The 23,691-nt window shown below is 59.9% G+C and carries 23 protein-coding genes and 1 tRNA gene; 15 read left to right on the top strand and 9 right to left on the bottom strand.

Translation table 11 applies throughout. From position 1 onward, the window contains the following. Positions 1-494 precede the first annotated feature (494 nt). From DevBK_RS20075 to DevBK_RS20060, 4 genes are all read left to right on the top strand, one after another. Complete coding sequence (locus DevBK_RS20075; protein ID WP_317186771.1) at positions 495-1,211, top strand: HNH endonuclease; 717 nt, start codon at positions 495-497, stop codon at positions 1,209-1,211. A 247-nt stretch (positions 1,212-1,458) separates the two neighbouring features. Further along, positions 1,459-3,654 (top strand): mechanosensitive ion channel domain-containing protein, encoded by a 2,196-nt coding sequence (locus DevBK_RS20070; protein ID WP_317186770.1) that lies wholly within the window; start codon positions 1,459-1,461, stop codon positions 3,652-3,654. A gap of 167 nt (positions 3,655-3,821) precedes the next feature. Continuing rightward, entirely contained in the window at positions 3,822-5,036 is a 1,215-nt protein-coding gene (locus tag DevBK_RS20065; protein ID WP_317186769.1) for a lytic murein transglycosylase, read from the top strand. 180 nt (positions 5,037-5,216) lie between these two features. Beyond that, positions 5,217-6,212: an alpha/beta hydrolase gene (locus DevBK_RS20060; protein ID WP_317186768.1), complete on the top strand. Its 996-nt coding sequence runs from the start codon at positions 5,217-5,219 to the stop codon at positions 6,210-6,212. A gap of 81 nt (positions 6,213-6,293) precedes the next feature. On the opposite strand, the gene DevBK_RS20055 is transcribed toward DevBK_RS20060, so the two are convergent. The 3 genes from DevBK_RS20055 to DevBK_RS20045 form a co-directional block, all read right to left on the bottom strand. Continuing rightward, the gene (locus DevBK_RS20055) at positions 6,294-6,707 is read right to left on the bottom strand and encodes a VOC family protein (RefSeq protein WP_062629267.1); all 414 of its coding nucleotides are present in this window, start codon (positions 6,705-6,707) and stop codon (positions 6,294-6,296) included. Positions 6,708-6,781: 74 nt separating this feature from the next. After that, positions 6,782-7,267 (bottom strand): bacterioferritin, encoded by a 486-nt coding sequence (gene bfr / locus DevBK_RS20050; protein WP_061907456.1) that lies wholly within the window; start codon positions 7,265-7,267, stop codon positions 6,782-6,784. Further along, the gene (locus DevBK_RS20045) at positions 7,233-7,613 is read right to left on the bottom strand and encodes a (2Fe-2S)-binding protein (protein WP_244483959.1); all 381 of its coding nucleotides are present in this window, start codon (positions 7,611-7,613) and stop codon (positions 7,233-7,235) included. The genes bfr and DevBK_RS20045 overlap by 35 nt, the downstream gene beginning before the upstream one ends. A 74-nt stretch (positions 7,614-7,687) precedes the next feature. Here DevBK_RS20045 and DevBK_RS20040 point away from each other — a divergent pair, with 74 nt between their 5' ends. From DevBK_RS20040 to DevBK_RS20030, 3 genes are read left to right on the top strand one after another with little or no spacing between them, the layout of a single operon-like run. Continuing rightward, positions 7,688-8,296, top strand: coding sequence for a TetR-like C-terminal domain-containing protein (locus DevBK_RS20040; RefSeq protein ID WP_317186767.1), 609 nt, complete (start codon positions 7,688-7,690; stop codon positions 8,294-8,296). Then, complete coding sequence (locus DevBK_RS20035; RefSeq protein WP_317186766.1) at positions 8,266-9,441, top strand: SGNH/GDSL hydrolase family protein; 1,176 nt, start codon at positions 8,266-8,268, stop codon at positions 9,439-9,441. The genes DevBK_RS20040 and DevBK_RS20035 overlap by 31 nt, the downstream gene beginning before the upstream one ends. 55 nt (positions 9,442-9,496) lie before the next feature. Next, positions 9,497-10,240, top strand: a complete 744-nt coding sequence (locus DevBK_RS20030; protein ID WP_062629270.1) for an SDR family NAD(P)-dependent oxidoreductase — start codon at positions 9,497-9,499, stop codon at positions 10,238-10,240. Here DevBK_RS20030 and DevBK_RS20025 read toward each other — a convergent pair. Next, positions 10,191-10,814 (bottom strand): pseudouridine synthase, encoded by a 624-nt coding sequence (locus DevBK_RS20025; protein WP_317186765.1) that lies wholly within the window; start codon positions 10,812-10,814, stop codon positions 10,191-10,193. The two genes, DevBK_RS20030 and DevBK_RS20025, sit on opposite strands and share 50 nt — an antisense overlap. Before the next feature lie 131 nt (positions 10,815-10,945). On the opposite strand from DevBK_RS20025, the gene DevBK_RS20020 reads away from it, so the two are divergent. Further along, a complete protein-coding gene (locus DevBK_RS20020; protein WP_317186764.1) occupies positions 10,946-12,223 on the top strand; it encodes a tetratricopeptide repeat protein in 1,278 nt (425 codons plus the stop codon). 60 nt (positions 12,224-12,283) lie between these two features. On the opposite strand, the gene DevBK_RS20015 is transcribed toward DevBK_RS20020, so the two are convergent. Both DevBK_RS20015 and DevBK_RS20010 read right to left on the bottom strand, forming a co-directional pair. Then, positions 12,284-13,012, bottom strand: a complete 729-nt coding sequence (locus tag DevBK_RS20015; RefSeq protein WP_317186763.1) for a DUF599 domain-containing protein — start codon at positions 13,010-13,012, stop codon at positions 12,284-12,286. A 26-nt stretch (positions 13,013-13,038) separates the two neighbouring features. Then, positions 13,039-14,076 carry an aldo/keto reductase gene (locus tag DevBK_RS20010; RefSeq protein ID WP_317186762.1) on the bottom strand — a complete coding sequence of 346 codons (1,038 nt, stop codon included), beginning with the start codon at positions 14,074-14,076 and terminating at the stop codon, positions 13,039-13,041. Between the two features lie 249 nt (positions 14,077-14,325). Between DevBK_RS20010 and DevBK_RS20005 the strand changes: the two genes are divergently transcribed. Both DevBK_RS20005 and DevBK_RS20000 read left to right on the top strand, forming a co-directional pair. After that, positions 14,326-14,402, top strand: a tRNA-Met gene (locus DevBK_RS20005). A 188-nt stretch (positions 14,403-14,590) separates the two neighbouring features. After that, positions 14,591-16,012 carry a mannose-1-phosphate guanylyltransferase/mannose-6-phosphate isomerase gene (locus DevBK_RS20000; protein ID WP_410494116.1) on the top strand — a complete coding sequence of 474 codons (1,422 nt, stop codon included), beginning with the start codon at positions 14,591-14,593 and terminating at the stop codon, positions 16,010-16,012. 92 nt (positions 16,013-16,104) lie between these two features. Here DevBK_RS20000 and DevBK_RS19995 read toward each other — a convergent pair whose 3' ends face one another. Then, complete coding sequence (locus DevBK_RS19995) at positions 16,105-17,499, bottom strand: L-serine ammonia-lyase (protein ID WP_317186760.1); 1,395 nt, start codon at positions 17,497-17,499, stop codon at positions 16,105-16,107. Positions 17,500-17,640: 141 nt separating this feature from the next. On the opposite strand from DevBK_RS19995, the gene DevBK_RS19990 reads away from it, so the two are divergent. From DevBK_RS19990 to DevBK_RS19970, 5 genes are all read left to right on the top strand, one after another. Then, the gene (locus DevBK_RS19990; protein WP_317186759.1) at positions 17,641-18,240 is read left to right on the top strand and encodes an alpha/beta hydrolase; all 600 of its coding nucleotides are present in this window, start codon (positions 17,641-17,643) and stop codon (positions 18,238-18,240) included. A 72-nt stretch (positions 18,241-18,312) separates the two neighbouring features. Continuing rightward, positions 18,313-19,362 carry a DUF3298 domain-containing protein gene (locus DevBK_RS19985; RefSeq protein WP_317186758.1) on the top strand — a complete coding sequence of 350 codons (1,050 nt, stop codon included), beginning with the start codon at positions 18,313-18,315 and terminating at the stop codon, positions 19,360-19,362. 8 nt (positions 19,363-19,370) lie between these two features. Further along, positions 19,371-19,757 (top strand): RidA family protein, encoded by a 387-nt coding sequence (locus tag DevBK_RS19980; protein WP_317186774.1) that lies wholly within the window; start codon positions 19,371-19,373, stop codon positions 19,755-19,757. Between the two features lie 132 nt (positions 19,758-19,889). Continuing rightward, the gene (locus DevBK_RS19975) at positions 19,890-20,831 is read left to right on the top strand and encodes a PfkB family carbohydrate kinase (RefSeq protein ID WP_317186757.1); all 942 of its coding nucleotides are present in this window, start codon (positions 19,890-19,892) and stop codon (positions 20,829-20,831) included. 67 nt (positions 20,832-20,898) lie between these two features. Continuing rightward, complete coding sequence (locus DevBK_RS19970) at positions 20,899-21,774, top strand: cytochrome c (protein ID WP_317186756.1); 876 nt, start codon at positions 20,899-20,901, stop codon at positions 21,772-21,774. A 194-nt stretch (positions 21,775-21,968) separates the two neighbouring features. Here DevBK_RS19970 and DevBK_RS19965 read toward each other — a convergent pair whose 3' ends face one another. Together DevBK_RS19965 and DevBK_RS19960 are read right to left on the bottom strand one after the other, a co-directional pair. Next, positions 21,969-22,787, bottom strand: coding sequence for an HNH endonuclease (locus DevBK_RS19965; RefSeq protein WP_317186755.1), 819 nt, complete (start codon positions 22,785-22,787; stop codon positions 21,969-21,971). An 83-nt stretch (positions 22,788-22,870) separates the two neighbouring features. Further along, complete coding sequence (locus tag DevBK_RS19960) at positions 22,871-23,620, bottom strand: hypothetical protein (protein WP_317186754.1); 750 nt, start codon at positions 23,618-23,620, stop codon at positions 22,871-22,873. Between the last annotated feature and the right edge of the window lie 71 nt (positions 23,621-23,691).

The following is a 23,691-nucleotide window of genomic DNA, read 5'->3' as shown; positions in this document are numbered from 1 at the left end:
CCAATGGTACTAAGTCTCAAGACTTGGGAGAGTAGGTCACTGCAAGGTCTGCTAAAAACACATCCCTCTCTACGATAATCATAACAAAAGCCCCGGTTCGAAAGAACCGGGGCTTTGCTGTTTGGTGCAAGAGAATGGGCGGATACGTCGCTGCCGCCAATGACTGCGCGTCTAATTGAGTTCCGCAGCTCGACGCCTTCGTCACGACTGCCGAACTCGATTTGCGATCTAACGATGCGCTTAGGTCTTACAAGTCCGAAACGAAGCCTATAAGGGCGTTCGCGTAACCGCTATTTATGCGCACCTTGGCAGCATCGGCAGCGCAGGATTCTGCAATTCTTTAACGTTCGGATACGTATTCATCCTAACGTGCAAACGTGCCACATGCCGTAATTCGAATTGCTGAAAGCAGCCGTACTCGCATCCAGGAATCGGGACTTATTTCGATCAGATCGAATTTTGCTGGGCTGGTCGCACGCTGCGTCGGATGTCGTGTGGTTCTTTACCAAAGCGCTCGACAAGCCGACCGATCCAATGTGGCAGTTGGCTATTTTGCTACAGCAATAATTGAGGAGGTGATCGTCTTGCCCTATGATCATCTCCATGTCGATATTCGCGTAAGCAAGGTTGAGGCGCTTAGTCACCCAAAAGTCTTGCTCGCTGGAGAAAAAGCATTTGAACCGACCCTTTTTTCTCCCAGTGGAGCGCTGAAAGGTTGGAGCGCAGCTTACGACGTCCGCGAAATCAGCATCCAGCAATATCGCGACATCACCGAAGGAGATACCCAGACACCTTTCACAGGTAGCCCAGACGTCATCGTCACCGTCCCACGCTTCCAAAACCACATCCGACAAATTCGTGATCCCGAATTCCGTCTAATGATTTATCGAGCGTATGGTGGGCGCTGCGCTATAAGCGGCGTCGAACTGCTATATGAGGGTGGTTTTTGTGGCCTCATCGCGGCTCACATCTATCCGCATTCCAGGGAGATCCACCATCGCGTCAGCGGCGGAATTCTGATGGATCCCACCTGGCATAGCCGACTCGATGGGGGCGGACTTATAATTCATGACGACTATAGTTGGGAGCCGCGGCCCGAGGATGACCTAACGCGGACAATTAAGCATCGTTTTCTGCGCTTGCCAGAAAACGAAGAAGACTGGCCGGATAAGGTGCTACTAGCGCGTCAACGCGCGCTTTTCGGTCGGTGAGGATCGCAAATGAGCGCGGAACCATGTTCTGCGGATAAACCCGTAGCGCTTGATGATGCCGTCCAGGCTCAGAAACTGCACGTTTGATAAGGCTGCCCTGCTCCCTATGTCCTATCATAGCACAGATCGTGGCGCGGAACCACCAGCTCTCCTGCGGATCATTACGTAGCGTCATTAAGACGACTACTTGACGTCATCTCCCCAGCCGCCATGTTGAAGCCCATTTTCATCGTCATTTGCGTTGGCTATGCAGTTCATCATTCGTCTTTGCGTCTTCGCACTTCTTCTCGTTTCGCCAGCCCTTGCGCAGGTGCCTGGGATTTCACCGGCGCCGGCAGAGACTGAAAGTACCGATGCGGGGTCGACGCAGGCGGTCGATGATCTCGTAAGAATTCTCGAGAACGATACAGCGCGTGCAGCTTTAATCGAGCAGTTGAAGCAGGCCGCTCCCGCGGAAGACGCGGCGCCGGCAGAGGAGGCTTTGCCCGACCTCAGCATTGCCCGGCAGCTTGCCGAATACACGCGGAGTGTTGCGCAGGGCGCTTCGGCCACAGTGCGGGCCGTCGGTGGGATATTTCTGAATTTCCGGCATGCCATCAATGGCACGCTCAGCGCAGACTATGATGTGATCCGGACGCTTGCCATCAATCTCGGCATAGTCCTGGTTGGGCTTTTCGGAAGTTTCTGGATCTTCAAATTGATCGCGCAGCCATTGCTTGCGCGGATCTCCCGCGGTGCTGGGAAACGCAATGTCTGGAAAAAACTCGGCATTGTCATTGTCGGCACGGCTATAGACACGCTAACTGTCGTTGCCGCTTGGGCGTTTGGTTACATCTTGGCGCTCAATTTCGGGACGACGCCGTCGGGCGAAATGGGCATCAATCAGAGCCTCTTGCTCAATGCCTTTCTTCTCGTCGAGCTGTGTAAGCTCGTGATCCGCGTGCTCCTGGCGCCGCGGCATATCGATCTGCGATTTCTCCCCGTCACCGATGACAACGCGGCCTATTGGTCGTTCTGGCTAGCGCGCGTCATTTCGCTCCTGGGATATACTTTTATGTTCGTCGCGCCGATGGCGCGGACGACGATATCGCCGGCTGCCTCGGCGGCGGTTCAGGTGCTGGTCATGGTCACGGCGGTGATCGTTGGCGTCATTATCGTCTTGCAAAACAAGGACGATGTGCGGCTTTGGCTAGCAGAGCTATCGGCCAAGCATGGACATTCCGGGCTTTGGCGGGTGCTCGCCGCCGTGGGGCAGCATTGGCATGTGTTGGCGATCACTTATCTCCTTGCGCTGCTTGTCGTGTGGTTTGCCAATCCTGACCAAGCCCTGCCGTTCATGTTGGGCGCGACCCTGCAATCGTTGATTGCCGTGGTCGTTGGTTCCCTGATCGTTGGGTTCATCAGCCGCTTCGTCAGCGTTGGCCTCAAACTTCCCGGCGATGTCAGCCAACGCCTTCCGCTGCTTGAGAGCCGGTTAAAGGCTTTTGTGCCGGCCGTAATGGCGGTCGTGCGCTGGGTAGTGATTGCCGGGGTGATCATCGCCATCGGCCAGGCTTGGGCGCTCTTCGACTTTGCGGGCTGGATTGGCAGCGACGAAGGGTTGGCGGTTGCCGGGTCCATCGTCTCTGCGGCGCTGATCATCCTCATTGCTATTATCCTGCATGTCGTCGTCGCCTCATGGGTTGAATACCGTCTGAGTGCCAATACAGGGCGCATGCCGACGCCACGCGAAAAGACGCTACTCAACTTGTTCAAGAACGCCTTCACCGTTGCCTTGGTGATTTTTGGACTCATGCTGGCTCTGGCGCAGATTGGGGTGAATATCGCGCCGCTCCTTGCTGGTGCGGGTGTTGTTGGTCTTGCTATCGGTTTTGGTGCGCAGAAGCTGGTGCAGGACATCATCACGGGCATCTTCATTCAGTTCGAGAATGTCATGAATGAAGGCGACGTGGTCGAGGCGGCTGGCAAGTCCGGCGTGGTCGAGAAGCTGACCATCCGCTCCGTCACCATTCGCGACATGAGCGGTACGGTGCATCTGATCCCGTTTTCCTCGGTCGATCAGGTCTCGAACATGATGCGCGGTTTCTCGTTCTATGTGTCCGAGGTCGAGATTGCCTATGACAGCGATATCGAAGGCGCCAAGCAGGCTATGCGCGACGCCTTTGCAAAGGTCATGGAAATCCAGGAATATCGCGATGTCATTCTCGACGATCTGGATCTGCAGGGGCTGATTGCCATCACGCCGCAATCGGTGTCGCTGCGCTCGCGCATCAAGACGCTGGCGGGCAAGCAGTGGGGCGCGGGGCGCTTTTATAGCGAAACCCTAATGCGGCTTTTTACCGAGCGCGGGATCGAAACGCCGACGCCGAAGATGCGGTATTTGCAAGGAAAAAACGAGCGGCATGGGCATGGGGACATGCCGATGGGCGAGTTGCCGGCCTGAGACTGCCGTCATCGATCAGCAAAGCTTGCTTGAACTCATCGTGATCGCACCAGGGCTTTGCCTTAAGGCGATCTTAATCCGATGCGTTAATTATTTGATACGCGCGCCATATGCGGCACTGCCGGCGCGCTCGTGACTTTTTGTTCGCGCGTATCACGAGGCTCGACATGATCCGATTTGCAGCAAGTCTTGCTGGACGTAGTTTTACCCGACGGGCAGCTCTTTCGCTCGCCTTAGTGCTTGGGCTTGCTGGCCCGGCTTTTGCTAACAGCGACGACTTCGTGCGCGGGCTCTGGCCCGATGCGGCGGCCAATGGCGTTTCGCGTGCGGCGTTCGATGCGTCGTTTGCCGGTTATGCGCCTGATAACAAGATCATGGAGCTGACGCGAAAACAGCCCGAGTTCAGCCAGACCGTTCAGCAATATATCGACAAGCGCGTCACCGCTGCCCAGGCCAATAAGGGCCAGGGCATGGCGCAGGAGTGGCGCCAGACCCTGCAGCGCGCCAAGGAGCGCTTCGGGGTCCAGCCTGAGATCGTGCTCGCCATTTGGGGCATGGAGACGAATTTCGGTGGCTTCATGGGTGGGACCAATACGATCCATGCGCTCGCAACGCTGACCGAGAACAATTATCGCGCCGACTTCTTCCGCAAGGAGTTGATCACCGCGCTGCGCATCGTGTCGGATGGACATGTGACGCCGCCAAACATGGTCGGATCCTGGGCGGGCGCGATGGGCCATACCCAGTTCATGCCGTCGAGCTTCCAGCGCTATGCGATCGACTTCAATGGCGATGGGCGCAAGGATATCTGGAACACTATCCCCGATGCCTTGGGGTCGACGGCCAACTATCTCAATGCCTTCGGCTGGCGGCCGGGAGAGACCTGGGGCTATGAGGTTAAACTGCCGAGCGGCTTCAATTTTGCCGCTGCGCGGCAGATGGAAAAAGCGCCGCTGAGCCAATGGCAACAGATGGGTGTGACGCGTGTGTCGGGCCGGGCTTTTCCCCGTGGCGGCGACATGGCGCGGCTCTATGCACCGGCGGGTGCTTCCGGGCCGACATTCCTCGTGCTGCCCAATTTTGATGTGATCAAGCGCTACAATAATTCGGATAGTTATGCGCTGGCCGTCGGGCATTTGGCGGACCGGATTCTTGGCGGCGGGAGCTTTGCAACTCCTTGGCCGAGCGGGGATTTTGCCCTGAGCAAGGCGCAGCGCAGCGAGTTGCAGGGGCTCCTCAACCGGGCTGGTTATGATGTCGGCACGCCCGATGGCGTGGTTGGACCGAAGACGCGAGCGGCGGTTTTGTCCTTTCAGGCGAGCGCCGGTCTACCGGCAGATGGATACATTTCGGGCCTGCTGCTCGATCGCCTGAAGCGTTAGGGTTCTACACTTTAATGTTAACACTCCGTTAACCATAGGCGCGCAGACTGGATGGGCTTAAGTAGGGGGCAGGCCCGCGCCGCGATCGGTGCGCCTGCCCTCGCCCATTTGGGGCGTCACACAATAATCTCCATCGCGCATCATGGTGCGCTCACCCCGTTAGCCCTGAGCCATTTTGCAATGACCAGAACACGTTTTCTTGCCGCCCTGGCGATTTTGATTTCGCTCTTGCCGATCCAGGCGCATGCCGTTTCGGTGATGGATCCGTTCAACCTGCCCGCGGCGATGGATGGCGGCACCTCCAAGGTAGGCGATGGCATTCCCTATGCCGATGGTCCACGCCATAAGCTCGATGTCTATGCGCCCGAGCAGCGCGGCGCGCCAGCTCCGGTGGTTTTCTTCATCTATGGCGGCGGCTGGAGCCGTGGCGAGCGCAGCGACTATCAGTTTGTCGGGCGCGCCCTCGCCTCGCGCGGCTTCGTGACGGTGATTGCCGACTATCGGCTCGTGCCCGAAGTGCGCTTCCCCGATTTTCTCTACGATAGTGCGGCGGCGCTGCGCTGGGTTCAGGACAATATTTCGGCCTTTGGTGGCGACCCCAACCGCCTGTTTTTGGCGGGGCACTCTGCTGGAGCTTACAATGCCGTGATGCTGGCGCTCGATCCGTCCTATCGGCGGCAGTTTGGGGTGACCATGCCGATCCTGGCGGTTGGTGCCCTCTCTGGGCCTTACGACTTCTACCCCTTCGAATATAGCGAAGTGAAGGAAGCCTTTGGTTATGCGCCGAGCCCGGAAGGGACGCAGCCGATCAATCTGATCACGGCCGATGCGCCGCCGATGTATCTCGCGTCAGGGACGACCGATCCGATCGTGCGGGTGCAGAACACCAATCACTTTGCCGAGCGGTTGCGGGCGCAGGGCGTTTGGGTGACGACGCAGTTCTATGAGGGCTTTGGGCACATGGAGCCGGTGATCGCCATGGGCGCTGCCTGGCGCTGGCGTGCACCAGTGCTCGACGACATGGTCGGGTTCTTCCAGCGGTTTGGTGCGTTTCCGAGCGGCGTGCCCTATGTGGCAGTGGCGCCGGAAGCACCGGAGCAATTGCCGGAGGCGATTGCCCCGATGGACCAGATCGTGTCGCAGCTCAACTCGATGTTCCAGCCGATCGAGGAGTAGGGGGCAAAGGCCCCCTCACCCGACCCTACGGGTCGACCTCTCCCCCAGAGGGAGAGGTGTCGCTCCGCGACCCATCCTGACTTAGCGTTTTGGCTCGATGACGACCGACTCGACGGAACGCGTGTTCGGGCCGTGGAAGACGGCTTCGATATTGTTGCCGTCGGGGTCGATGACGAAGGCAGCGTAGTAGCCGGGATGGTAGTGGCGTTCGCCTGGCCCGCCATTGTCGGTGCCGCCGGCGGCGATGGCCGCATCGTAAAAGGCTTTTACCATCGCTTCGTCGCGCGCCTGGAAGGCGAGGTGGACGTGGCTGGGCAAAATGTCGCCCGGTGTTTCGTCGATGAAGAGTTCGTCAGCCTGCATCCAGTCCTTGCCCGAGGCGGTCACGGGAACGCCGAGAACGTCGAGGATCGCCTGATAGAAGCGCCTGGTTTTCTCGAAATCATGCGCGCGCAGATGCACGTGATCGATGAGACGTCCGGTGTGATAGGCCATGGTGCTGCACCCCAAAAAGCAAAAGACGGACAGCAAAACGCCCGGGCGAGCCGGGCGTTTCAAAACTTGATCTTTTACTCGGCTTCGTCGGCCGAGGCCGAATTGAGCTGGCCGTACTTTTCGGGACCGATCTTGTCGAGGAGCTCGAGCTGGGTTTCGAGGAAGTCGATGTGACCTTCTTCGTCCGTCAGCAGCGCTTCGAAGAGGTTCTTCGAAACATAGTCGCCAAGGCTTTCGCAGAGTTCGCGGCTCGCCTTATAGGCAGCGCGGGCATCGTATTCGCCAGCAAGGTCGGCTTCGAGCACTTCCTTGATGGTCTGGCCGATGCGGAGCGGAGCGACGCGCTGCAGATTGGGATGGCCTTCGAGGAAGATGATGCGCTCGATCAGGCGATCGGCGTGGTGCATCTCTTCGATGGATTCGGCGCGTTCCTTGGCGGCGAGCTTCTTGTAGCCCCAATCATCCAGCAGGCGATAATGCACCCAATACTGATTGACGGCGCCGAGTTCGAGAAAGAGGGCTTCGTTAAGCCGCTCGATGACCTGTGCTTCGCCTTTCACGACGTACTCCACTGCTTTGCTTTTTGAGCTTTTCAAGCCCAGTCTGGAACGTCACGACGTCACCAGGCGGGTGGGCATTTTGAGCGTGATAGTTCTCTGTGACCTGAACGATAATGTCCACCACATTCGGCACGCAGCCCGCGCATTTTGCACGTCTGTTGAGTTCGCTATAGACTTTTGCAGGGACCACCAACTGCCAAGGGTCCGCCTTCAACAGGTCGAGAACGATGTCCTCGATCTCCGAAGATGTGATCATATTGCACTGGCAAACGAGCATAGCAGGGGCCGGAATAGTCGTCTCAACGCGCGGCAATAAACGCTTCCGATAGTTGAATGTCAACATCATAAAATGCCGCGTTCAGGGATTGTCACGAGCAAAAAACTAAGTGTATTAGGATAAAAACTAATACGGTTAGAAAAATGCCAAGAGCAGGATTGTCACGAGAGCGGCTGATCGAAGCTGCGATAGCGCTGACCGAGGCCGACGGATTTGTGGCGCTCAACCTCGCAGCCCTGGCCCGGGGTTTTGGCGTCAAACTCGCCAGCCTTTACGCTCATGTTCGCAATGTCGATGACCTCAAAGCCGAGGTGGCGCTCAATGCGTTGAGGCGGCTTGCAGACATGGTGGACGAGGCGATTGCAGGCCGTGCGGGCCGCGACGCGCTCTATGCCTATGCCGAGGCACAGCGGGATTTTGCGCTGGTGCATCCAGGCCTATTTGAGGCTGCGCGACATCCTTTGAGTGAAGAGATCGCGATGCAGAGTGCCGGCGTCAGGATCGCGCGGGCAAGCCGCGCGGTGTTCCGGTCCTATGCGCTCGATGACGCCGATCAGGTGCACGCAACGCGCTTGCTGGGCAGCTTTCTGCTTGGCTTCGTGCTGCTCGACCGATCGGGCAGCTTTGCCCACAGCGAGCCGGAGGCGGCGGAATCATGGGCGCGGGGCCTAGCAAGTTTGCACATGACCATTTCGGGCTGGGCGGAAAAGGATAGCGAGCAATGGCAGAGCTGGCGTTCGAAGCCCCGTTGACCGCTGCTATCGTCAAGGGTGTCGTCGAACTCGAGCGGACAGCAGACGGCGTTGTCCTGCACCGTCTGCCGGCCAAGGCGCGGGCGCAGAATGACGACCCGCAACTGGCCATGGCCGAGGCACAACCTTCGGGTGTGCGGCTGGCGTTCAGGACTGCGGCACGTAAGGTCTCACTGACAGTCTTGACGACGCGGCGAGACTTTGTGGGCATGCCGGCGCGACCGCTCGGTGTTTACGAACTCTATGTCGATGGAGTTTTGGCGCAGCAGTTGAGTGCGGAAGGTGGGCGAACGCTGCGGATCGATATGCGTGCCGGCTCGACCGAAGTCGTGGATGGCCCGGCAGCCGTTCTGAGCTTTGATCTGCCGGCAGGCGACAAGCAGGTGGAAATCTGGCTGCCGCATAATGAGAGCATGGTGTTGCAGGCGCTGCACGCAGATGCTCCAATCAGTCCCGAACCTGTCGCAGGGCGGCCCGTCTGGCTGCATCATGGCAGTTCGATCAGTCAGGGGTCGAACGCGATTTTGCCAACCGGCATCTGGACGGTCTTCGCGGCGCGGCGGGCCGGGGTCGAATTGATCAATCTGGGCTTTGGCGGCGGCGCCTTGCTTGATCCGTTTACGGCTCGGGCGATGCGCGACACAGCGGCGGACCTGATCAGCGTCAAGCTCGGGATCAATGTGGTCAATGCGGACCTGATGCGGCTGCGAGCCTTTGGGCCGGCGGTGCATGGGTTCCTCGACACGATCCGCGACGGTCACGAGGCGACGCCACTGCTGGTGATCGGGCCGATCCACTGCCCCATTCATGAGGAGACGCCAGGCCCGCTGCAGTTCGATACTGCGGCGCTCGCCGAGGGGCGGGTCGGTTTTGTAGCAACGGGGCAAAGCGCTGAGGTTGCGGCGGGGAAGCTGAGCTTGCGGGTGATCCGGGAGCGGCTCAAAGCGATTGTGGAACAGCGGCAAAAGTCGGACCCGAATATCCATTATCTCGATGGCGAGGCGCTCTATGGGCCAGACGACCATGCGCTTATGCCGCTGCCAGACCGGGTGCATCCCGATGCTGCGACGCAGCAAATGATGGGCGAGCGGTTTGCGACTCTGGTTTTCGAAGGCGGGGTCTTCGCTCCTCTCGCCGCGCACTAGCCTTTGGTGGCGGATCGGCTCTAGTCTCATCGCAAAGCAAAAGGGATGAGGCGAGATGAACAAGATCGATCTTGAGGGGCAGGTGGCGGTGGTCACTGGCGGGGCGCAAGGCATCGGTCTTGCGGTGGCGCGGCGATTGATCGCGTCAGGCGCGGTGGTCAGCCTTTGGGATCGGGAAGCGGACCTTCTAGCCGAGACGAAAGAAGAGATCGGCGCGGCATCCACGCGCCTTGTCGATATCGTCGACTATGCGGCAGTTGAGGCAGCGACGGCTGCGACCGAGCTCGCCCACGGGCGCATCGATATTCTGGTGCATTCGGCGGGGATCGCGGGGAAGAATGCGCCGCTCGACGAATATGAGCTCGATGAATGGCGGCGGGTGATCGATGTCGATCTCAATGGCGCCTTTCACGTCAACCGCGCCATCCTGCCGGGAATGAAGGCGCGGAACTATGGGCGCATCGTCAATATCGCCTCGATCGCGGCCAAGGAGGGCAACCCCAATGCCGCAGCTTATGCCGCGGCCAAGGCCGGCGTTATCGGCATGACCAAGGCGGTGGGCAAGGAAGTCGCGAAATATGACATCGCGATCAATGCCATCACACCTGCGACGGCCAAGACCCGCATTCTCGACGAGCTAAAGCCCGATTTCATCGACTATATGCTAAGCCGGATTCCGCGCGGGCGGTTCCTCGAAGTCGAGGAAGTGGCCAATATGGTCTCCTGGCTCGTCAGCCGGGAAAACAGCTTTACGACCGCCTCGGTGTTCGACCTTTCGGGGGGACGGGCGACCTATTAGGCCGCGGCGGCGCCGCTGAGCGCGCGGGCCGGGTGGGTGGCTCGACAAAGCGCCATTCGCCAGGCGCGAGGCCGTCGAGTGTCCAATCCCCGATTCGCCAGCGCACGAGGCGCAGGGTCGGATGGCCGACGGCTGCCGTCATGCGGCGCACCTGGCGATTGCGGCCCTCGGTAATGGTGAGCGAGAGCCATTGATCGGGGACGCTCTTGCGGAAGCGGACGGGCGGATTGCGGGGCCAGAGATCGGGCGTGTCGATACGCTCGACTTTTGCCGGGCGTGTGGGTCCGTCGTTGAGTGTGACGCCGGCGCGGAGACTTGTGAGGGCCTCGTCACTCGGCAGACCCTCGACCTGGACGAGATAGGTCTTTGGCATCTTGAAGCGCGGCGAGGCGATATGGGCCTGGAGCGCGCCGTCATCGGTCAGCAACAAAAGCCCTTCACTATCCTTGTCGAGCCGGCCGGCCGCATAGACGTCGGGGACCTTGATATAGCCGGACAAAGTTTCCTCGGGCGTGCCGCCGGTGAATTGGGTTAGCACGTTAAAAGGCTTGTTGAACAGAATGAGCCGGGCCATGGCGCCTGATACTGCGGCGCAGGCGCATTCGCAAGGCAGCTTACCAGCATCAAATCCAGCATTGCCCTTTTGTTGCCCACAAAGACTGGACTAACTTGGCTCAAGCCTTGAGCCATCTTTGGGAGAGAATGATGAAGCCTATCGGACCAGTGGCGCGACGGACGACGCTCATGGCTTTTCTGGCCGCGGGCATCTTCGTTCCGGCGGCGCCGGCAATGGCGAGCGCGACATTCGACGCCTGTGCTGCCGAAGCAGCAAGCCAATATGAAGTCGGATACGAAAGCACCGGCCGGGAAATCTGGGACATCAATACCGCGACGGCCATCGAAGCCTGCAAAAAGGCGCTCGAGGCAGACCCGGATTCTTCTCAACTCAAAGGCTGGCTGGCGCGCGCTTATTTCGCCGATGGCAATTACGAGGACGCGGTGCCGCTGTTCGAAGAAGCCGCAGAGGGCGACAGCGTCGTCGCGCAGGCGATCTTTGGCGACATGCTGATTACTGGCGATGGCGTCGATGTCGATATGGAGCGCGGCGCGGAATTCTTGAAGCGCGGCGCCGAGGCCGGCTTTGCGCTTGCGCAGAACAGCCTCGGCCTTTCCTATGATTTCGCCGAGGGTGTGAAGCAGGATTATAATGAGGCGGCCCGGTGGTATCGCGCGGCGGCCGAGCAGGGCATGCCCAAGGCGCAGTCCAATCTTGGGCTGATGTATCAGGATGGGCTCGGCGTGCCGCAGGATTATGTGGCGGCGGCCGCCTGGTTCCAGCTGGCGGTGGATGCCGGCGACGTGTCGGCACACGTCAATCTCGGCAAGCTGATCCAGGATGGGTTGGGGCAAAAGAGCGACCCGAAGCGCGCGGCCGAACTCTATAAGGTCGCCGCCGACGAGGGCGACATGTATGGCCAGAACAATCTCGCCTTTCTCTATGAGAACGGCGAAGGCGTGAAGCAGGACCTCAAGAAAGCCGCCGAACTCTATGAGCTGGCCGCCGAGCAGGGCATGGCGCTCGCCAAGCACAATCTGGCACTGCTTTATGAAGACGGGCGCGGCGTCACGCAGGACTATAACCGCGCGATTAAACTTTACCGCGAAGCCGCGGAAGGCGGAGAAATGCGCGCGGCGGTCAATCTCGGCCTTCTCTACATGGACGGCACCGGCACCGATGTCGACTATGCCGAGGCGCTGAAATGGACGGAGATGGCCGCCGACCAGGGCCAGCCCATTGGGCTCAACAATATGGGCCATATCTACGAGAACGGGCTCGGCGTTCCGGTCGATGAGGCCAAGGCCAAGGACTATTACGAGCAATCGGCCGCGCAGGGCTATGATCTGGCCATTGATAATCTGGCCCGGCTGAACGAGGCGACAAGCGGTTCGGGCAACACGAGCGGAAAGACCAAGACGAAATAGGTTTTTGCGATTTCTGACATTGAGCCGTCCGGTGATTTCCGGGCGGCTTTTTGTTTGTGCCTAGAAGCCGCCGTCGCCGGACACTCTGACCTCGCCCTCTTTGAGCTTTTCGCGGTGGCGGGCAGCAATGACTGCCGCAGTGGCCGCGGTGCGGTGAGCCGTCGAGAAGAATTCGCGGTGCGCGATTATGAGAATGGTCACGAGGCACGCCACCACCGCCAGCCACTCAGACACGAACCAGGCGACGGTCGAGACGGCAAAATAATAGGCGCGGATGCCGGAATTGAAGTTTTTGGCGCCAAGCCCATTCATGCGGGTGATGGCATCGATTTCTTCTTCGCTCGTCACCCGATCATGATCGAGCGCGCCGAGCATAATGCAGAAATGGTTGAACTGACGCAGCGACAGCGTGAAGGCGAAGAAGGCCAGCACGAACATGGTCAGCATGACCATGAGGTGGATCTGCACGTCGGCGACGGTGAAACTGTGTTGCACCAGAAGCGTGCCGAGCGTGTCCATCACCGCGGGCACCTGGCCGAAGACGGCAAAAACTGCGAGCACCAGCAGCACAGACGTCGAGGCGAGGAAACTCACCGAGCCCATGATATTGCCCGAAAGAATGGCGTCAAACGGTGTTTCGCGCCGGGTCGCATTGCTGACCCAGCGACGTCGCTGCATGTTCATGATGCTCGAGAGCGACGGGCGCCGCTTTTCGACGAGCGGCACCAAGAGATTATAGGCGTAATAGGCAAGGAGCGGAAAAAGCGAGGTGAAAAGCGTCGATGTCACGTCGGGCCCCCAAACGTTTCGGCCGATTATAGCGGACGCGGGTAGCGGCGATAGATGGCGTCGATGCCGGCAAGCACGTCCGGCGACAGCTTCAGGTCCTTGGCACCGAGATTGACGGCCAATTGCTCGGTGCTGGTGGCGCCGATGATGGTCGAGGTGGTGAAGGGACGCGAGCGGCAGAAGGCGATTGCCATGTGCGCGGGCTCTAGGCCATGGGCCTTGGCGAGAGCGAGATACTCGCGGGTCGCAGCTTCCGAAAATTCGTTCTGCCGCCAAAAGCCCTTCTGGTAATCCTTACGGCTCCCCTTGGGATTGGCGCCATCGAGATATTTTCCCGTCAGCATGCCGGCAGCGAGCGGGGAATAGGCGAGGAGGCCGACATCCTCATGGTGGCTGAGTTCGGCCAGGTCATGATCGAAGAGCCGGCGGAGGAAATTGTATTCGTTCTGGACGGAGGCGAGGCGCGGGAGACCCTTGGCTTCGGCGAAACGCAGCCACTGCGAAATGCCCCAGGTGGTTTCGTTGGAAACACCAATCGCGCGAATCTTGCCGGCTTTAATGAGATCGCCGAGGACGTCGAGCATGTCTTCGAGATTGGCAAGAACGTCGGCCGTTTCCTGCTTTTCCGGGGCATAGCGCCAGTAGTTCTCGAAATGGTAGTGGCCGCGGCTCGCCCAGTGGATCTGGTAGAGATCGATATAGTCGGTCTTCAAACGCTTGAGGCTGCCATCGAGCGCCTCGCGGATGCTCGGGCCATCAGCCCGACGGCCGCCGCGGAGGAAGGCATTTCCACCGCCCCCGATCTTGCTCGCCAAGACCCACTTGTCGCGATCATTGTTGGCAGCGAACCAATTGCCGATGATCTCCTCGGTGCGCCCCGAGGTTTCAGGGCTGCCGGGGACGGCATAAAGTTCGGCGGTGTCCATGAAATTGATGCCGGCATCGCGCGCCATGGCGATCTGGGCATGGCCCTCGTCCTGCGTGTTCTGGCTGCCCCAGGTCATGGTGCCAAGGCAGATATCGGTGACGGCAATGCCGGTGCGGCCGAGTGTTTTCATATCCATGGCGCGTAATCCCGGTTCGAGTGACGAAGCGGCGCGACCCTAGACGGTGCGGCGCGCTTCGGGAACGGCAGGGGGCGCCCAAGGCGTTCGGGCGCAGAAGTTTTCCACATGCGCGCGGTAGGGAATGGCCATTACCCGAGAGTTTTCCGCGACATGTCAAAAAAACGTCACTCATGCCGCTTTGGGGGTTGAGGTCTTCGACGGTCCCCCCTATATAGCCCTCACACAGCGCCGCGGCGCAGTGAATGACGCGGGATGGAGCAGCCCGGTAGCTCGTCAGGCTCATAACCTGAAGGTCGCAGGTTCAAATCCTGCTCCCGCAACCAAAAAAGCCCACAGGACAACAGTCTTGTGGGCTTTTCCTTTTCCGCTCTGTAACAATCCTGACGCTCGGATGTGTTTGAAGTCATGCGCGTAGCTCAGCGCAGGCTTTAACTACATCTGCCTAGCTGAATTGCGGGTCGAGCCTTAGTGTGCTCTTAGGATCATCAGCATTCCACTTTCGAGGTTGAGCGTGAGCGTCGTTATTCCTGTCATTCTGGCTGGCGGCCAGGGTACGCGTTTGTGGCCGAAGTCGCGTTCGGCGCGGCCCAAGCAGTTCATCGACCTCGTGGGTGAGACGAGTCTTTTTCAGCAGAGCCTGGAGCGGGTGAAGGATGCCGGGCGCTATGGCGCGCCGATCGTCATCACCAATGCCGAATATCGCTTCCTTGTCGCCGAGCAGGCGCAGGAACTCGGCATTGCCTTGGGTGCGATCCTGCTCGAGCCAGTGGCGCGCAATACGGCGGCAGCGATTGCGGCGGCGGCGCAGGTGGCGGTGAGCCAGGACGAGAATGCCATCATTCATGTGTTGGCGTCTGACCATCTGATCCCGGCGAGTGCAGAATATTTCGGCGCAGTGGACAATGCGGCGCTGGCAGCGCGCGATGGGCATCTCGTGACCTTCGGGATCACACCGGATCGCCCGGAAACGGGCTATGGCTATATCGCGATCGGCGATAGCTTGAGCCATGGCGCCCATAAGGTTCAGGCCTTCGTCGAAAAGCCGAACTTGGAAAAGGCCGAAGCCATGCTGGCGCAGGGTGGATTTGCCTGGAATTCGGGCATGTTCATGCTGCCGGCCAAGGTGTTCCTTGCCGAATGCGAGAAGCTGGCGCCAGATGTGTTTGCCGCGGCCAGGGGCGCGGTTTCGGCCGCCAAGCGCGATCTCGACTTCATCCGCCTCGATGAGACGGCTTTTGCCGCTTCGCCCAATATCTCGGTCGACTATGCGATCTTCGAGCGCACCAGCAAGGCAGCGGTCTTGCCGGTCTCTTTCGAGTGGTCCGATCTCGGTGCTTGGGATGCGGTGTGGAAGGGCAAGGAGCGGGACGCGAACGGCAATGCCGTGACGGGTCCGGCGCGGTTGTCCAATACGACCAATACGCTTGTCGTCAGCGAGACCGCGCATGTCGTCGTCGATGGGCTCGATGATGTCGCCGTCATTGCGACAGAAGACGCCGTGTTCGTTGGCCGGCTGAGCCAGGCGCAGAATGTCGGGGCGATTGCCAAGTCACTGAAAGCCGACGCTGCGACTCGCGCCCTGACCGAGACGCACAAGACCTCGTACCGGCCTTGGGGCGGGTATTCGTCGATCCTGATGGGTGAGCGCTTCCAGGTGAAGAAGCTCTTCGTCAAGCCCGGCAAGAAGCTGAGCCTCCAAAAGCACCATCACCGGTCCGAGCACTGGATCGTGGTGCGCGGCACGGCAGAAGTGACGGTCGATGGCACCGTGACCATGCTCTCGGAAAACCAGTCGATCTATCTGCCGCTTGGTTGCACCCATCGTCTCGCCAATCCGGGCAAGATCGAGTTGGAGCTGATCGAAGTGCAGACCGGGTCTTATCTTGGCGAAGACGATATCATCCGTATTGAGGATGAGTTCGGGCGGAATTGACCGCAGCGTTTGCCGAAGGCCCCCTCACCCGACCTTTGGTCGACCTCTCCCCCAGAGGGAGAGGTGTCGCTGCGCGACTTTGAATGGTCTCGTCAGCAGGCGACGACGTTGACCGCCAGGCCGCCTTGGCTCGTTTCCTTGTATTTTTCGCTCATGTCGAGGCCGGTCTGGCGCATGGTTTCGATGCAGGCGTCGAGGGGGACGGCGTGGATGCCGTCGCCTTTGAGGGCGAGGGAGGCGGCGGTGACGGCCTTAACCGCGCCAAAGGCGTTGCGCTCGATGCAGGGGATTTGCACCAGGCCGCCGACGGGGTCACAGGTCATGCCGAGGTGATGTTCGAGCGCGATCTCGGCGGCGTTTTCGATCTGCTCGGGGCTGCCGCCCCAAATGGCGCAGAGGCCGGCGGCAGCCATGGCCGAGGCTGAGCCGACTTCGCCCTGGCAGCCGACTTCGGCGCCTGAGATCGAGGCATTGTGCTTGAGGATGCCGCCGATGGCTGCGGCGGTCAGTAGAAAATCGCGGATGGCAGCCTGGCCCATGCCGGATTGGAATTGCACCGCATAACGCAGCACCGCGGGGATGACGCCGGCGGCGCCATTGGTCGGGGCGGTGACCACGCGGCCGCCAGCGGCGTTTTCCTCATTGACCGCCATGGCAAAAAGACTGAGCCAATCATTGCCGCTCAAGGGGTCGATTTCATTCCGCTGCCAGCGGGCGGCGAGTTGGCTATGGAGGGCCCTGGCGCGCCGCCGGACTTTTAAGCCCCCGGGCAAGATGCCGTCCTGCGCCAAGCCACGATCGATGCAATTGGTCATGGCAGACCAGATATCGTCGAGGCCCTTGTCGAGCTGCTGGCGGGAAAGTCGCGCTTCCTCATTGGCGCGCTTCATGGCGGCAATGGAGAGGCCGGAGCGCCGGGCCATGTCGAGCATTTTGGCCGCATTGGCGAAGGGCCAAGGGGTGTCTTGCGGCGGCGCGGTGTCAGCTTTGAGGGCCGACAATTCGTCCTGGCTGACGACGAAACCACCGCCGATGGAAAAATAAGCGCGCCGGAGGAGCAGTTGGCCATCGGTATCGAAGGCACAAAACTGCATGCCATTGGGATGGCCGGGGAGGGGACTTTTGGTATCGAGGACGAGATCGACGGCCGGCCGGAAGCGATAACTGGGGTGACCGGGCGGATTGATGCGGCCGCTGTGCCGGACCTCTTCGATGATGGCGTCCATGCGGTCTGGGTCGATGTCGCGTGGGTTTTCACCGGCAAGGCCCAGGATGACGGCGCGATCGCTGCCATGGCCGATGCCGGTAAAGGCGAGCGAGCCGTGAAGGCTGGCGGTAATGGCGGCCGGCGTGGCGCTGCGAGCGCGGGGCCAATTGCCGTCTTTGAGTTCGGACAGAAATCGTCCAGCGGCGGACATCGGACCCATGGTGTGGGAACTCGAGGGGCCGATGCCGATCTTGAAGACGTCAAAGACTGAAAGGAACATGGCGCACCTTAGCCAAAGGCGGCGCCACCTGCAAAGCCAGAGGATTGTTTCGGAATCGGCAACGGAGCGTGGCGGGAGGCGGAGATTGCCTTGTCTGTGCGCCTGCCGATATCGGTGGGACGACAAAGAAGGAGACGCATTATGGCTTCATACCAATTCCGCAGCGCCGAAGGCAGCACGGCTGAGGCTCCGCTGATCCTGCTTTTTCACGGCACGGGCGGAGATGAAAACCAGTTCTTCGAGCTTGCCGCGCAACTCGTGCCCGATGCTGCGCGCATTGCGCCGCGTGGAGATGTCAGCGAGCAGGGCGCACTGCGTTATTTCCGTCGCACCGGCGAGGGCGTCTATGACATGGCCGACCTGGCGCAGCGGACCGAAGCCATGGCAGATTTCGTGCGCGAGCAGATCGCGGCACGAAAACCCTCGAAGGTTTTGGGGCTCGGCTACTCCAATGGCGCCAATATTCTCGCCTCGGTGCAATTTGCGGCGCCGGACCTGTTCGATGCGACGGTACTAATGCATCCGCTTATTCCCTTTGCGCCGCAAAAGGCCGATTTCTCCGGACAGCGGGTGCTGCTGACCGCGGGCCGGCGCGATCCGATTGCGCCGGCGCAAATGACGGAAAAACTGGCCGACTATTTTCGCGGCAATGGCGCCGGAACGGAGCTCGTCTGGCACGAAGGCGGGCATGAAATCCGGCAGGAAGAGCTGCTGGCGGCGCAGACATTTCTCTCGGCTTGAGTGTGGCGGCGGGGGTTGACGGGGCGGACGGAACTGGGGCCAATCGGGGCCAGTCAATTCCGGAGGATGGGAATGTCTCGTCACCTCGCTCTGCTTGCCCTCGCCCTTTCCGTCACGCCAGCCTTGCCCAATGTTGCGGTGCAGGCGGCGAGCTTTGATTGCGCCAAGGCGTCGACACCATTCGAAAAAGCCATCTGTGCAAGCGACGGGCTTTCGGCGGCGGACGAGCGGCTGGCGAAGAGCTATGCGACGGCGATTGGTGGGCTTTCCGACAAGGCCTTGGCCGGGGTCCGCGACGACCAGCGCGCCTGGCTCGATTTTGCGCAGCAATCCTGTTCGCCGGATGCAAAGCCGCTCACGACCGGCACCTATGGCGAGAACGCGCAGCAGTGCCTGATCAACCTGTTCAACGGCCGCAGCGGCGTTTTGGAATCAAGCCGCATGATCAATGGCATGCGGTTTTACCCGCGGGCGCACTATGCGGCCATGCCCGATCCCAACGCCGAGGACGAGGAAGACGCGCCTTGGGCGGTGGCACAGCACGAGTTGAGCTATGTGCAGCTCGACTCCGAAGAGCCATTTGCGGCAACGTTCAACACGTTCGTCGAGGCGGAAGCCAATAAGCTGTCCGACATTGCTGGCGGCGATGGTTCCGCGCAAGACGTCGAATCCGATGCCACGAGCGACACCAGCAATTCGATCGAGGTGAAGGAGGTCGGCGGCAACCAGATCTCGCTCGATGTCACCACCTATTGGTATGGGCACGGCGCGGCCCACGGCAATTATGGGCTCACCTATCTTCACTATCTGCGTGAAGAAGATCGGGCGCTTGAGGCGAAGGATATTTTCACCGGCAAGCGGTGGCAGGCCGCGTTGCTCGATCTCACCGTCGAAGCGCTCAAGGACGAGCACGGCGAAAACCTGATGCTCGACGATACGTCCTATATCGCCGATGCGGTCGCCGATCCCTCGCGCTGGGATCTCTCCGATCCCTATGCTTTGATCCTGCAATTCGAACCCTACGAAGTTTCGGCCTATGCATATGGCGCGCCGACGGCGCGGGTGAGCTGGGAGAAATTGCAGCCCTATCTCTCCGAGACTGCGGATCAGGTGCGCTACTGATGAGCGATATTCTCCATCACATGATCGCCTCCGGGCCGCAGCCGGTGGCGCCCTTTAGCCATGCGGTTGAAGCCAATGGCTTTGTCTTCGTTACCGGGCAGATGCCCACCGATCCCGCGGCGCCAAATGCGCCGCTGCCCGAGGGGGTCGAGGCGCAAACGCGGCGGGTGGTCGAGAACCTAAAAATCGTGCTCGGTGGCATCGGGCTCAGCTTTGCCGACGTGACTATGGCGCGGATCTATCTCACGGAATTCGAGCGCGACTATGCCGCGCTCAATGCGCTCTGGCCGACATTCTTCGAGCCGGGAAAGCTGCCGGCGCGAACAACTGTGGGCGTGACGGCGCTGGCTGTTGGCGCTTTGGTCGAGATCGATCTCGTCGCGCGGCGGCCCTAATTTTGAGGGGATGGCGACCCTTCGTCGCCTTTCGCCAGACTTGCATCAGACCAAAAGATTGCACGCAGGAAGCGGCTGGCGGGAGGCCGCCAGAAAATGCTAAGGGCTGGCCGAACGGCTGAGGAGCGCGCGATGTTTGTTGTGGGTGGGGAAAGTCTGGTTGATCTGGTGCCGGTATCGGCAGAGCCGGGCGCCGAAATTCTGGCCTTGCCCGGCGGCTCGCCCTTCAATTGCGCCATTGCCCTTGCCAAGCTCGGCAACGAGACCGGTTTTTTGTGCCCCATCAGCACCGATCAGTATGGCGACATGCTGCTCGCGCCTCTTGCCGAGGCTGGCGTGACGCTGCTGATGACCGACCGCGTCGAAGAGCCGACAACGAAGGCCGTGATCACCTTCAACGCCAAGATGCAGGCGAGCTACGTCTTCGAGCGCGGGGCAGATCGCGCTTTCACCCAGGACGGGCTGATGGCGGCCTTGCCGCACGCGATCGAACTCTACCAGATCGGTGGCTTTGCCCCGATGCTGGAGGAGGATTGGGCCAAGTGGCTCCCGGTCGTAAAAGCGGCGATCGGGCGTGGCGCCACCATTTCCTTCGACATCAATGTGCGCAAGGTCGACGACGAAGACGGCTACCGCCGCCGCCTCGAAGATTTTCTCGATCTCGCTCACATCATCAAATTGTCCGAGGAAGATCACGACTGGCTCGAGCCCGGTGTGACGATCGAAGAGCACGCCAAAATGCTGCTCGACCGGCCCAACTGCGAATTGGTCGTGGTGACCCTCGGCGAGCACGGTTCGCGCGCGTTTTCCAATGTCGCCGAGGGCAAAGCCGGCATTTATGCGCCGCCGGTTTTCGGCGACACGGTGGGTGCGGGCGATAGCTTGATGGCAGGCATCCTGACCTGGCTTCACGAAACCGGCGCGCTCAAGCTCGGCCAATTGGGACAGCTCGATCAGGCGGCGCTTGAAACGACACTGCGCTTCGGCGCGGTGGTCGCCGGGCTCAATTGCGCACAAAAAGGCTGCAAGCCGCCAACCCGCGCCGAAGTCGATGCCGTCCTCGCGCGCAGTTGACCACTGATACCATTGCGGTTTTTCGCTCACTCTGGTGTGATCGCTTTAGCGTCAACCGGGGTTTGTCATGAAAAAGCGTTGGGTGGTCCTCGGGGCTGTCGTGGTGGTGGGAGCGGCAACTGCCGCCTATTTCCTCAAGCCGGTGACGGGGCCAGCGCGTGATCTGAGCCTGGCTGGCGATGTGACGCGCGGCCAATATGCCATGCGTCTCGGCGGCTGCGTTGCTTGCCACACCAATGCCGATGAAGGCAGCGCGGAACTGGCAGGTGGCGCAGGGCTCGTGACGCAATTCGGAACATTTGTGCCGCCCAATATTACCTCCGACCCTAATGTCGGCATCGGAAACTGGACGGTTGAGCAGTTCTCTGCCGCAATGAGCGACGGCATGGGGCCACAGGGACACCTCTACCCCGCTTTCCCCTATGAAAATTACACGCTGATGAGCGACCAGGAGATCGTTGATCTCTATGCAGCGCTCATGGCGACCGAGCCGGTGACGACGCCGGCGGCCGAGAGCCAAATCCCGTTCCCTTTCAATGTGCGCTTGCTGATGGCCGGCTGGAAGAACCTCTTCTTCTCGCCGCATCGCTTCGAGCCGGAGGCTGGGCGCGACGAGATTTATAATCGCGGCAAATATCTCGCGACCGGCCCGGCGCATTGCATCGCTTGCCACACGCCACGCAATGCCTTGGGTGCGCTCGAATGGAACCAAGCCTTTGCCGGCTCGCCAGGCGGCACCGGTGGCAAGGCACCGGCCCTGACGCGCGAGGCATTGGTCGAGGCCGGCTACGACGTCGAGACATTAGCCCAGACACTGCAGGACGGCTTCACCCCGGGCTTTGACGTTCTCGGCGGACCAATGGGCGAGGTCATTGCTGATGGTACATCGTTCTGGACGCCGGAAGACCGGACGGCCGTGGCGACGTATTTGTTGGCGGAGTGAAGTCTGGTCGCGATGTTGCGTGCAGCAGAGCTCGATGACTGCTGTGCAGATAATTAAGTAGTGCTCCGCAGGCGTGTGGCGGTTCGTGGATCCTACTACATGTGCTATAATGCTCAGGAGATGGGCGAAGCGCAGGCGAAAAACAATTGAGCTTGCGATAGCTCGAATACGTATTGTGCCGCAGGCGCGTGGGTCTAGCGTTGCCGGGCCACTATTTCTCTTTTCTGTCTAAGAAGTGAGATGTCTGGCCAGTCAGCCTTGTTTGCGGGCAGTCTCAATCGTCTGTCCCTGATTGCTAGGGTCTCATCATCTTCGACAATGGCAGACCAAGTGAAGTCGTCGTTGATGATGATAATTCCCATTTCGAAGCGGCGATGCCAGCTCGGAGTAAGCAAGATTCCCGCCGATGCTCGCTCGTGCGGGGACATGGCCCATGGCACAATATGCGCTGCTTCGAGGCCCGTAAGGCCGCTCGGAGAAAGGAAGGGGCTTTTGCATATGGCGCATTGTCCGCGATATGCCAGATAGACGACTTTATGAAACGCAGGATTGCGAACCGGTCTGAAACTTGCGCGATAAATCGGCAAATGCTCAGCAACGCTTGTCTCCATCGGAGCAAACGGCATGTTGCGGCCGCGCGGAGAAATCTGAGAAAACATTTCGTCGGCAATTTCCCGCACATCATCCGCAGCACGCCATCCGCCGGTCTCTATACCGAAGGCGAGGCTGGTAGCGTCTTCCCCAAGTCCGGACATAACCGGCATGACTTCGCTGAGGAACACAGCGGTTTTTGCCCTGCCTGGAATCTGCAAGATGTCCTGGACCGACGCTTCGGCAAAATACCCGACGGCAAGTTTGCTGCGTTTGGCGTAGCGGACGCTTTGATAGATCAACACGCGCTTGCTGAACAGCGTTCGGAGAGCGTCAACATATTTTCTATAGATAATAACGACGCCGATGGCGTCGAAAAGCTGCCGATCTTGCTCGTTAATCCTGATGACCGCATGAGGCACGGGCAGACGTTAGGATAACTACGTATAGTTCGCCAATCAGTTTGTAGGTTGTCGCGTGCATTCACGGTTTGCGCGACGGCCTTTTAGACCAACTGGCTTCCATTGATGCGTGCAAAAAACTCAGCGCGGTGCCACGCCAGAGCCTCTGGATCAGGAGACGCAAGCCTCCCCTTGTTCACTGCAAGCTGGCCGCCAGGCACGAGGATCTCCAACAGTTCACCCGCAATGAGATGGGTGTTGACGATAATCTCCATGTCGGCGCCGGCGGTCCAATGGAAGTTGGTAAAGGAATCGCTGACTTCCCTATCGAGATAGAGGAAGTTGCTGATGTGATAGCGACCGCCTTTGTCTATGGGCTTAATAATCGTTGCCATCGCACTTCCGGTATAAACGCCTGAAAATGCGCACCGATAGTCTGTTTGCCTGCCCAGTTGATCCATAAGGATGCCCGCGTCAGCGGCTTGATGAAACAAGGCGGCTGTTTCATCAATTTCCACACCGGCGCCACGGATGACAGCTGCGAAGTCCTTGTCCTGGATTTCGACGATTGGCTTACCCGTCTCAGATGAACTGAACGCCAAAGCCGAGTTTGGCAGCGCGTTAATTTGGTCGAGGCGAGCATAGCCGACGCCAGAATCATCGATGTAAAATCCGGCCAATTGGCCAAGAGCAATGTATCTGGCAGTGCCCGACTGATCGACGTGGGCGATAAGCACGGCTTCGCCCAAGCATTCTTCAAACTGGCGATCCTGGTCCAACGCGCAAGGAACATCGAATGCCGCATTGGGCGCGGAAAACTCTGCCACCTCGGTGTAAATCGCCAGCTTCGACAAGTGTGCCCCGGTGTCCTACGTAGTGGAGACTACTTAGACATACGGCGCCTTTGCGTTGCAAGCCGGCCTTG

The sequence above is a fragment of the Devosia sp. BK genome (genome assembly GCF_032907385.1).
Taxonomy (GTDB): domain Bacteria; phylum Pseudomonadota; class Alphaproteobacteria; order Rhizobiales; family Devosiaceae; genus Devosia.
The sequence above is the reverse complement of the archived record's forward strand: the minus strand, read 5'-3'. Positions and strand labels throughout refer to the sequence as shown.

Bases quoted from the DNA above. Each gene is read 5' to 3' on its own strand.
- DevBK_RS20070 (WP_317186770.1), top strand. From the start codon at position 1,459: ATGCAGTTCATCATTCGTCTTTGCGTCTTCGCACTTCTTCTCGTTTCG.
- DevBK_RS20065 (WP_317186769.1), top strand. From the start codon at position 3,822: ATGATCCGATTTGCAGCAAGTCTTGCTGGACGTAGTTTTACCCGACGG.
- DevBK_RS20060 (WP_317186768.1), top strand. From the start codon at position 5,217: ATGACCAGAACACGTTTTCTTGCCGCCCTGGCGATTTTGATTTCGCTC.
- DevBK_RS20055 (WP_062629267.1), bottom strand. From the start codon at position 6,707: ATGGCCTATCACACCGGACGTCTCATCGATCACGTGCATCTGCGCGCG.
- DevBK_RS20045 (WP_244483959.1), bottom strand. From the start codon at position 7,613: ATGATGTTGACATTCAACTATCGGAAGCGTTTATTGCCGCGCGTTGAG.
- DevBK_RS20040 (WP_317186767.1), top strand. From the start codon at position 7,688: ATGCCAAGAGCAGGATTGTCACGAGAGCGGCTGATCGAAGCTGCGATA.
- DevBK_RS20035 (WP_317186766.1), top strand. From the start codon at position 8,266: ATGGCAGAGCTGGCGTTCGAAGCCCCGTTGACCGCTGCTATCGTCAAG.
- DevBK_RS20030 (WP_062629270.1), top strand. From the start codon at position 9,497: ATGAACAAGATCGATCTTGAGGGGCAGGTGGCGGTGGTCACTGGCGGG.
- DevBK_RS20025 (WP_317186765.1), bottom strand. From the start codon at position 10,814: ATGGCCCGGCTCATTCTGTTCAACAAGCCTTTTAACGTGCTAACCCAA.
- DevBK_RS20020 (WP_317186764.1), top strand. From the start codon at position 10,946: ATGAAGCCTATCGGACCAGTGGCGCGACGGACGACGCTCATGGCTTTT.
- DevBK_RS20010 (WP_317186762.1), bottom strand. From the start codon at position 14,076: ATGGATATGAAAACACTCGGCCGCACCGGCATTGCCGTCACCGATATC.
- DevBK_RS19995 (WP_317186760.1), bottom strand. From the start codon at position 17,499: ATGTTCCTTTCAGTCTTTGACGTCTTCAAGATCGGCATCGGCCCCTCG.
- DevBK_RS19990 (WP_317186759.1), top strand. From the start codon at position 17,641: ATGGCTTCATACCAATTCCGCAGCGCCGAAGGCAGCACGGCTGAGGCT.
- DevBK_RS19985 (WP_317186758.1), top strand. From the start codon at position 18,313: ATGTCTCGTCACCTCGCTCTGCTTGCCCTCGCCCTTTCCGTCACGCCA.
- DevBK_RS19975 (WP_317186757.1), top strand. From the start codon at position 19,890: ATGTTTGTTGTGGGTGGGGAAAGTCTGGTTGATCTGGTGCCGGTATCG.
- DevBK_RS19970 (WP_317186756.1), top strand. From the start codon at position 20,899: ATGAAAAAGCGTTGGGTGGTCCTCGGGGCTGTCGTGGTGGTGGGAGCG.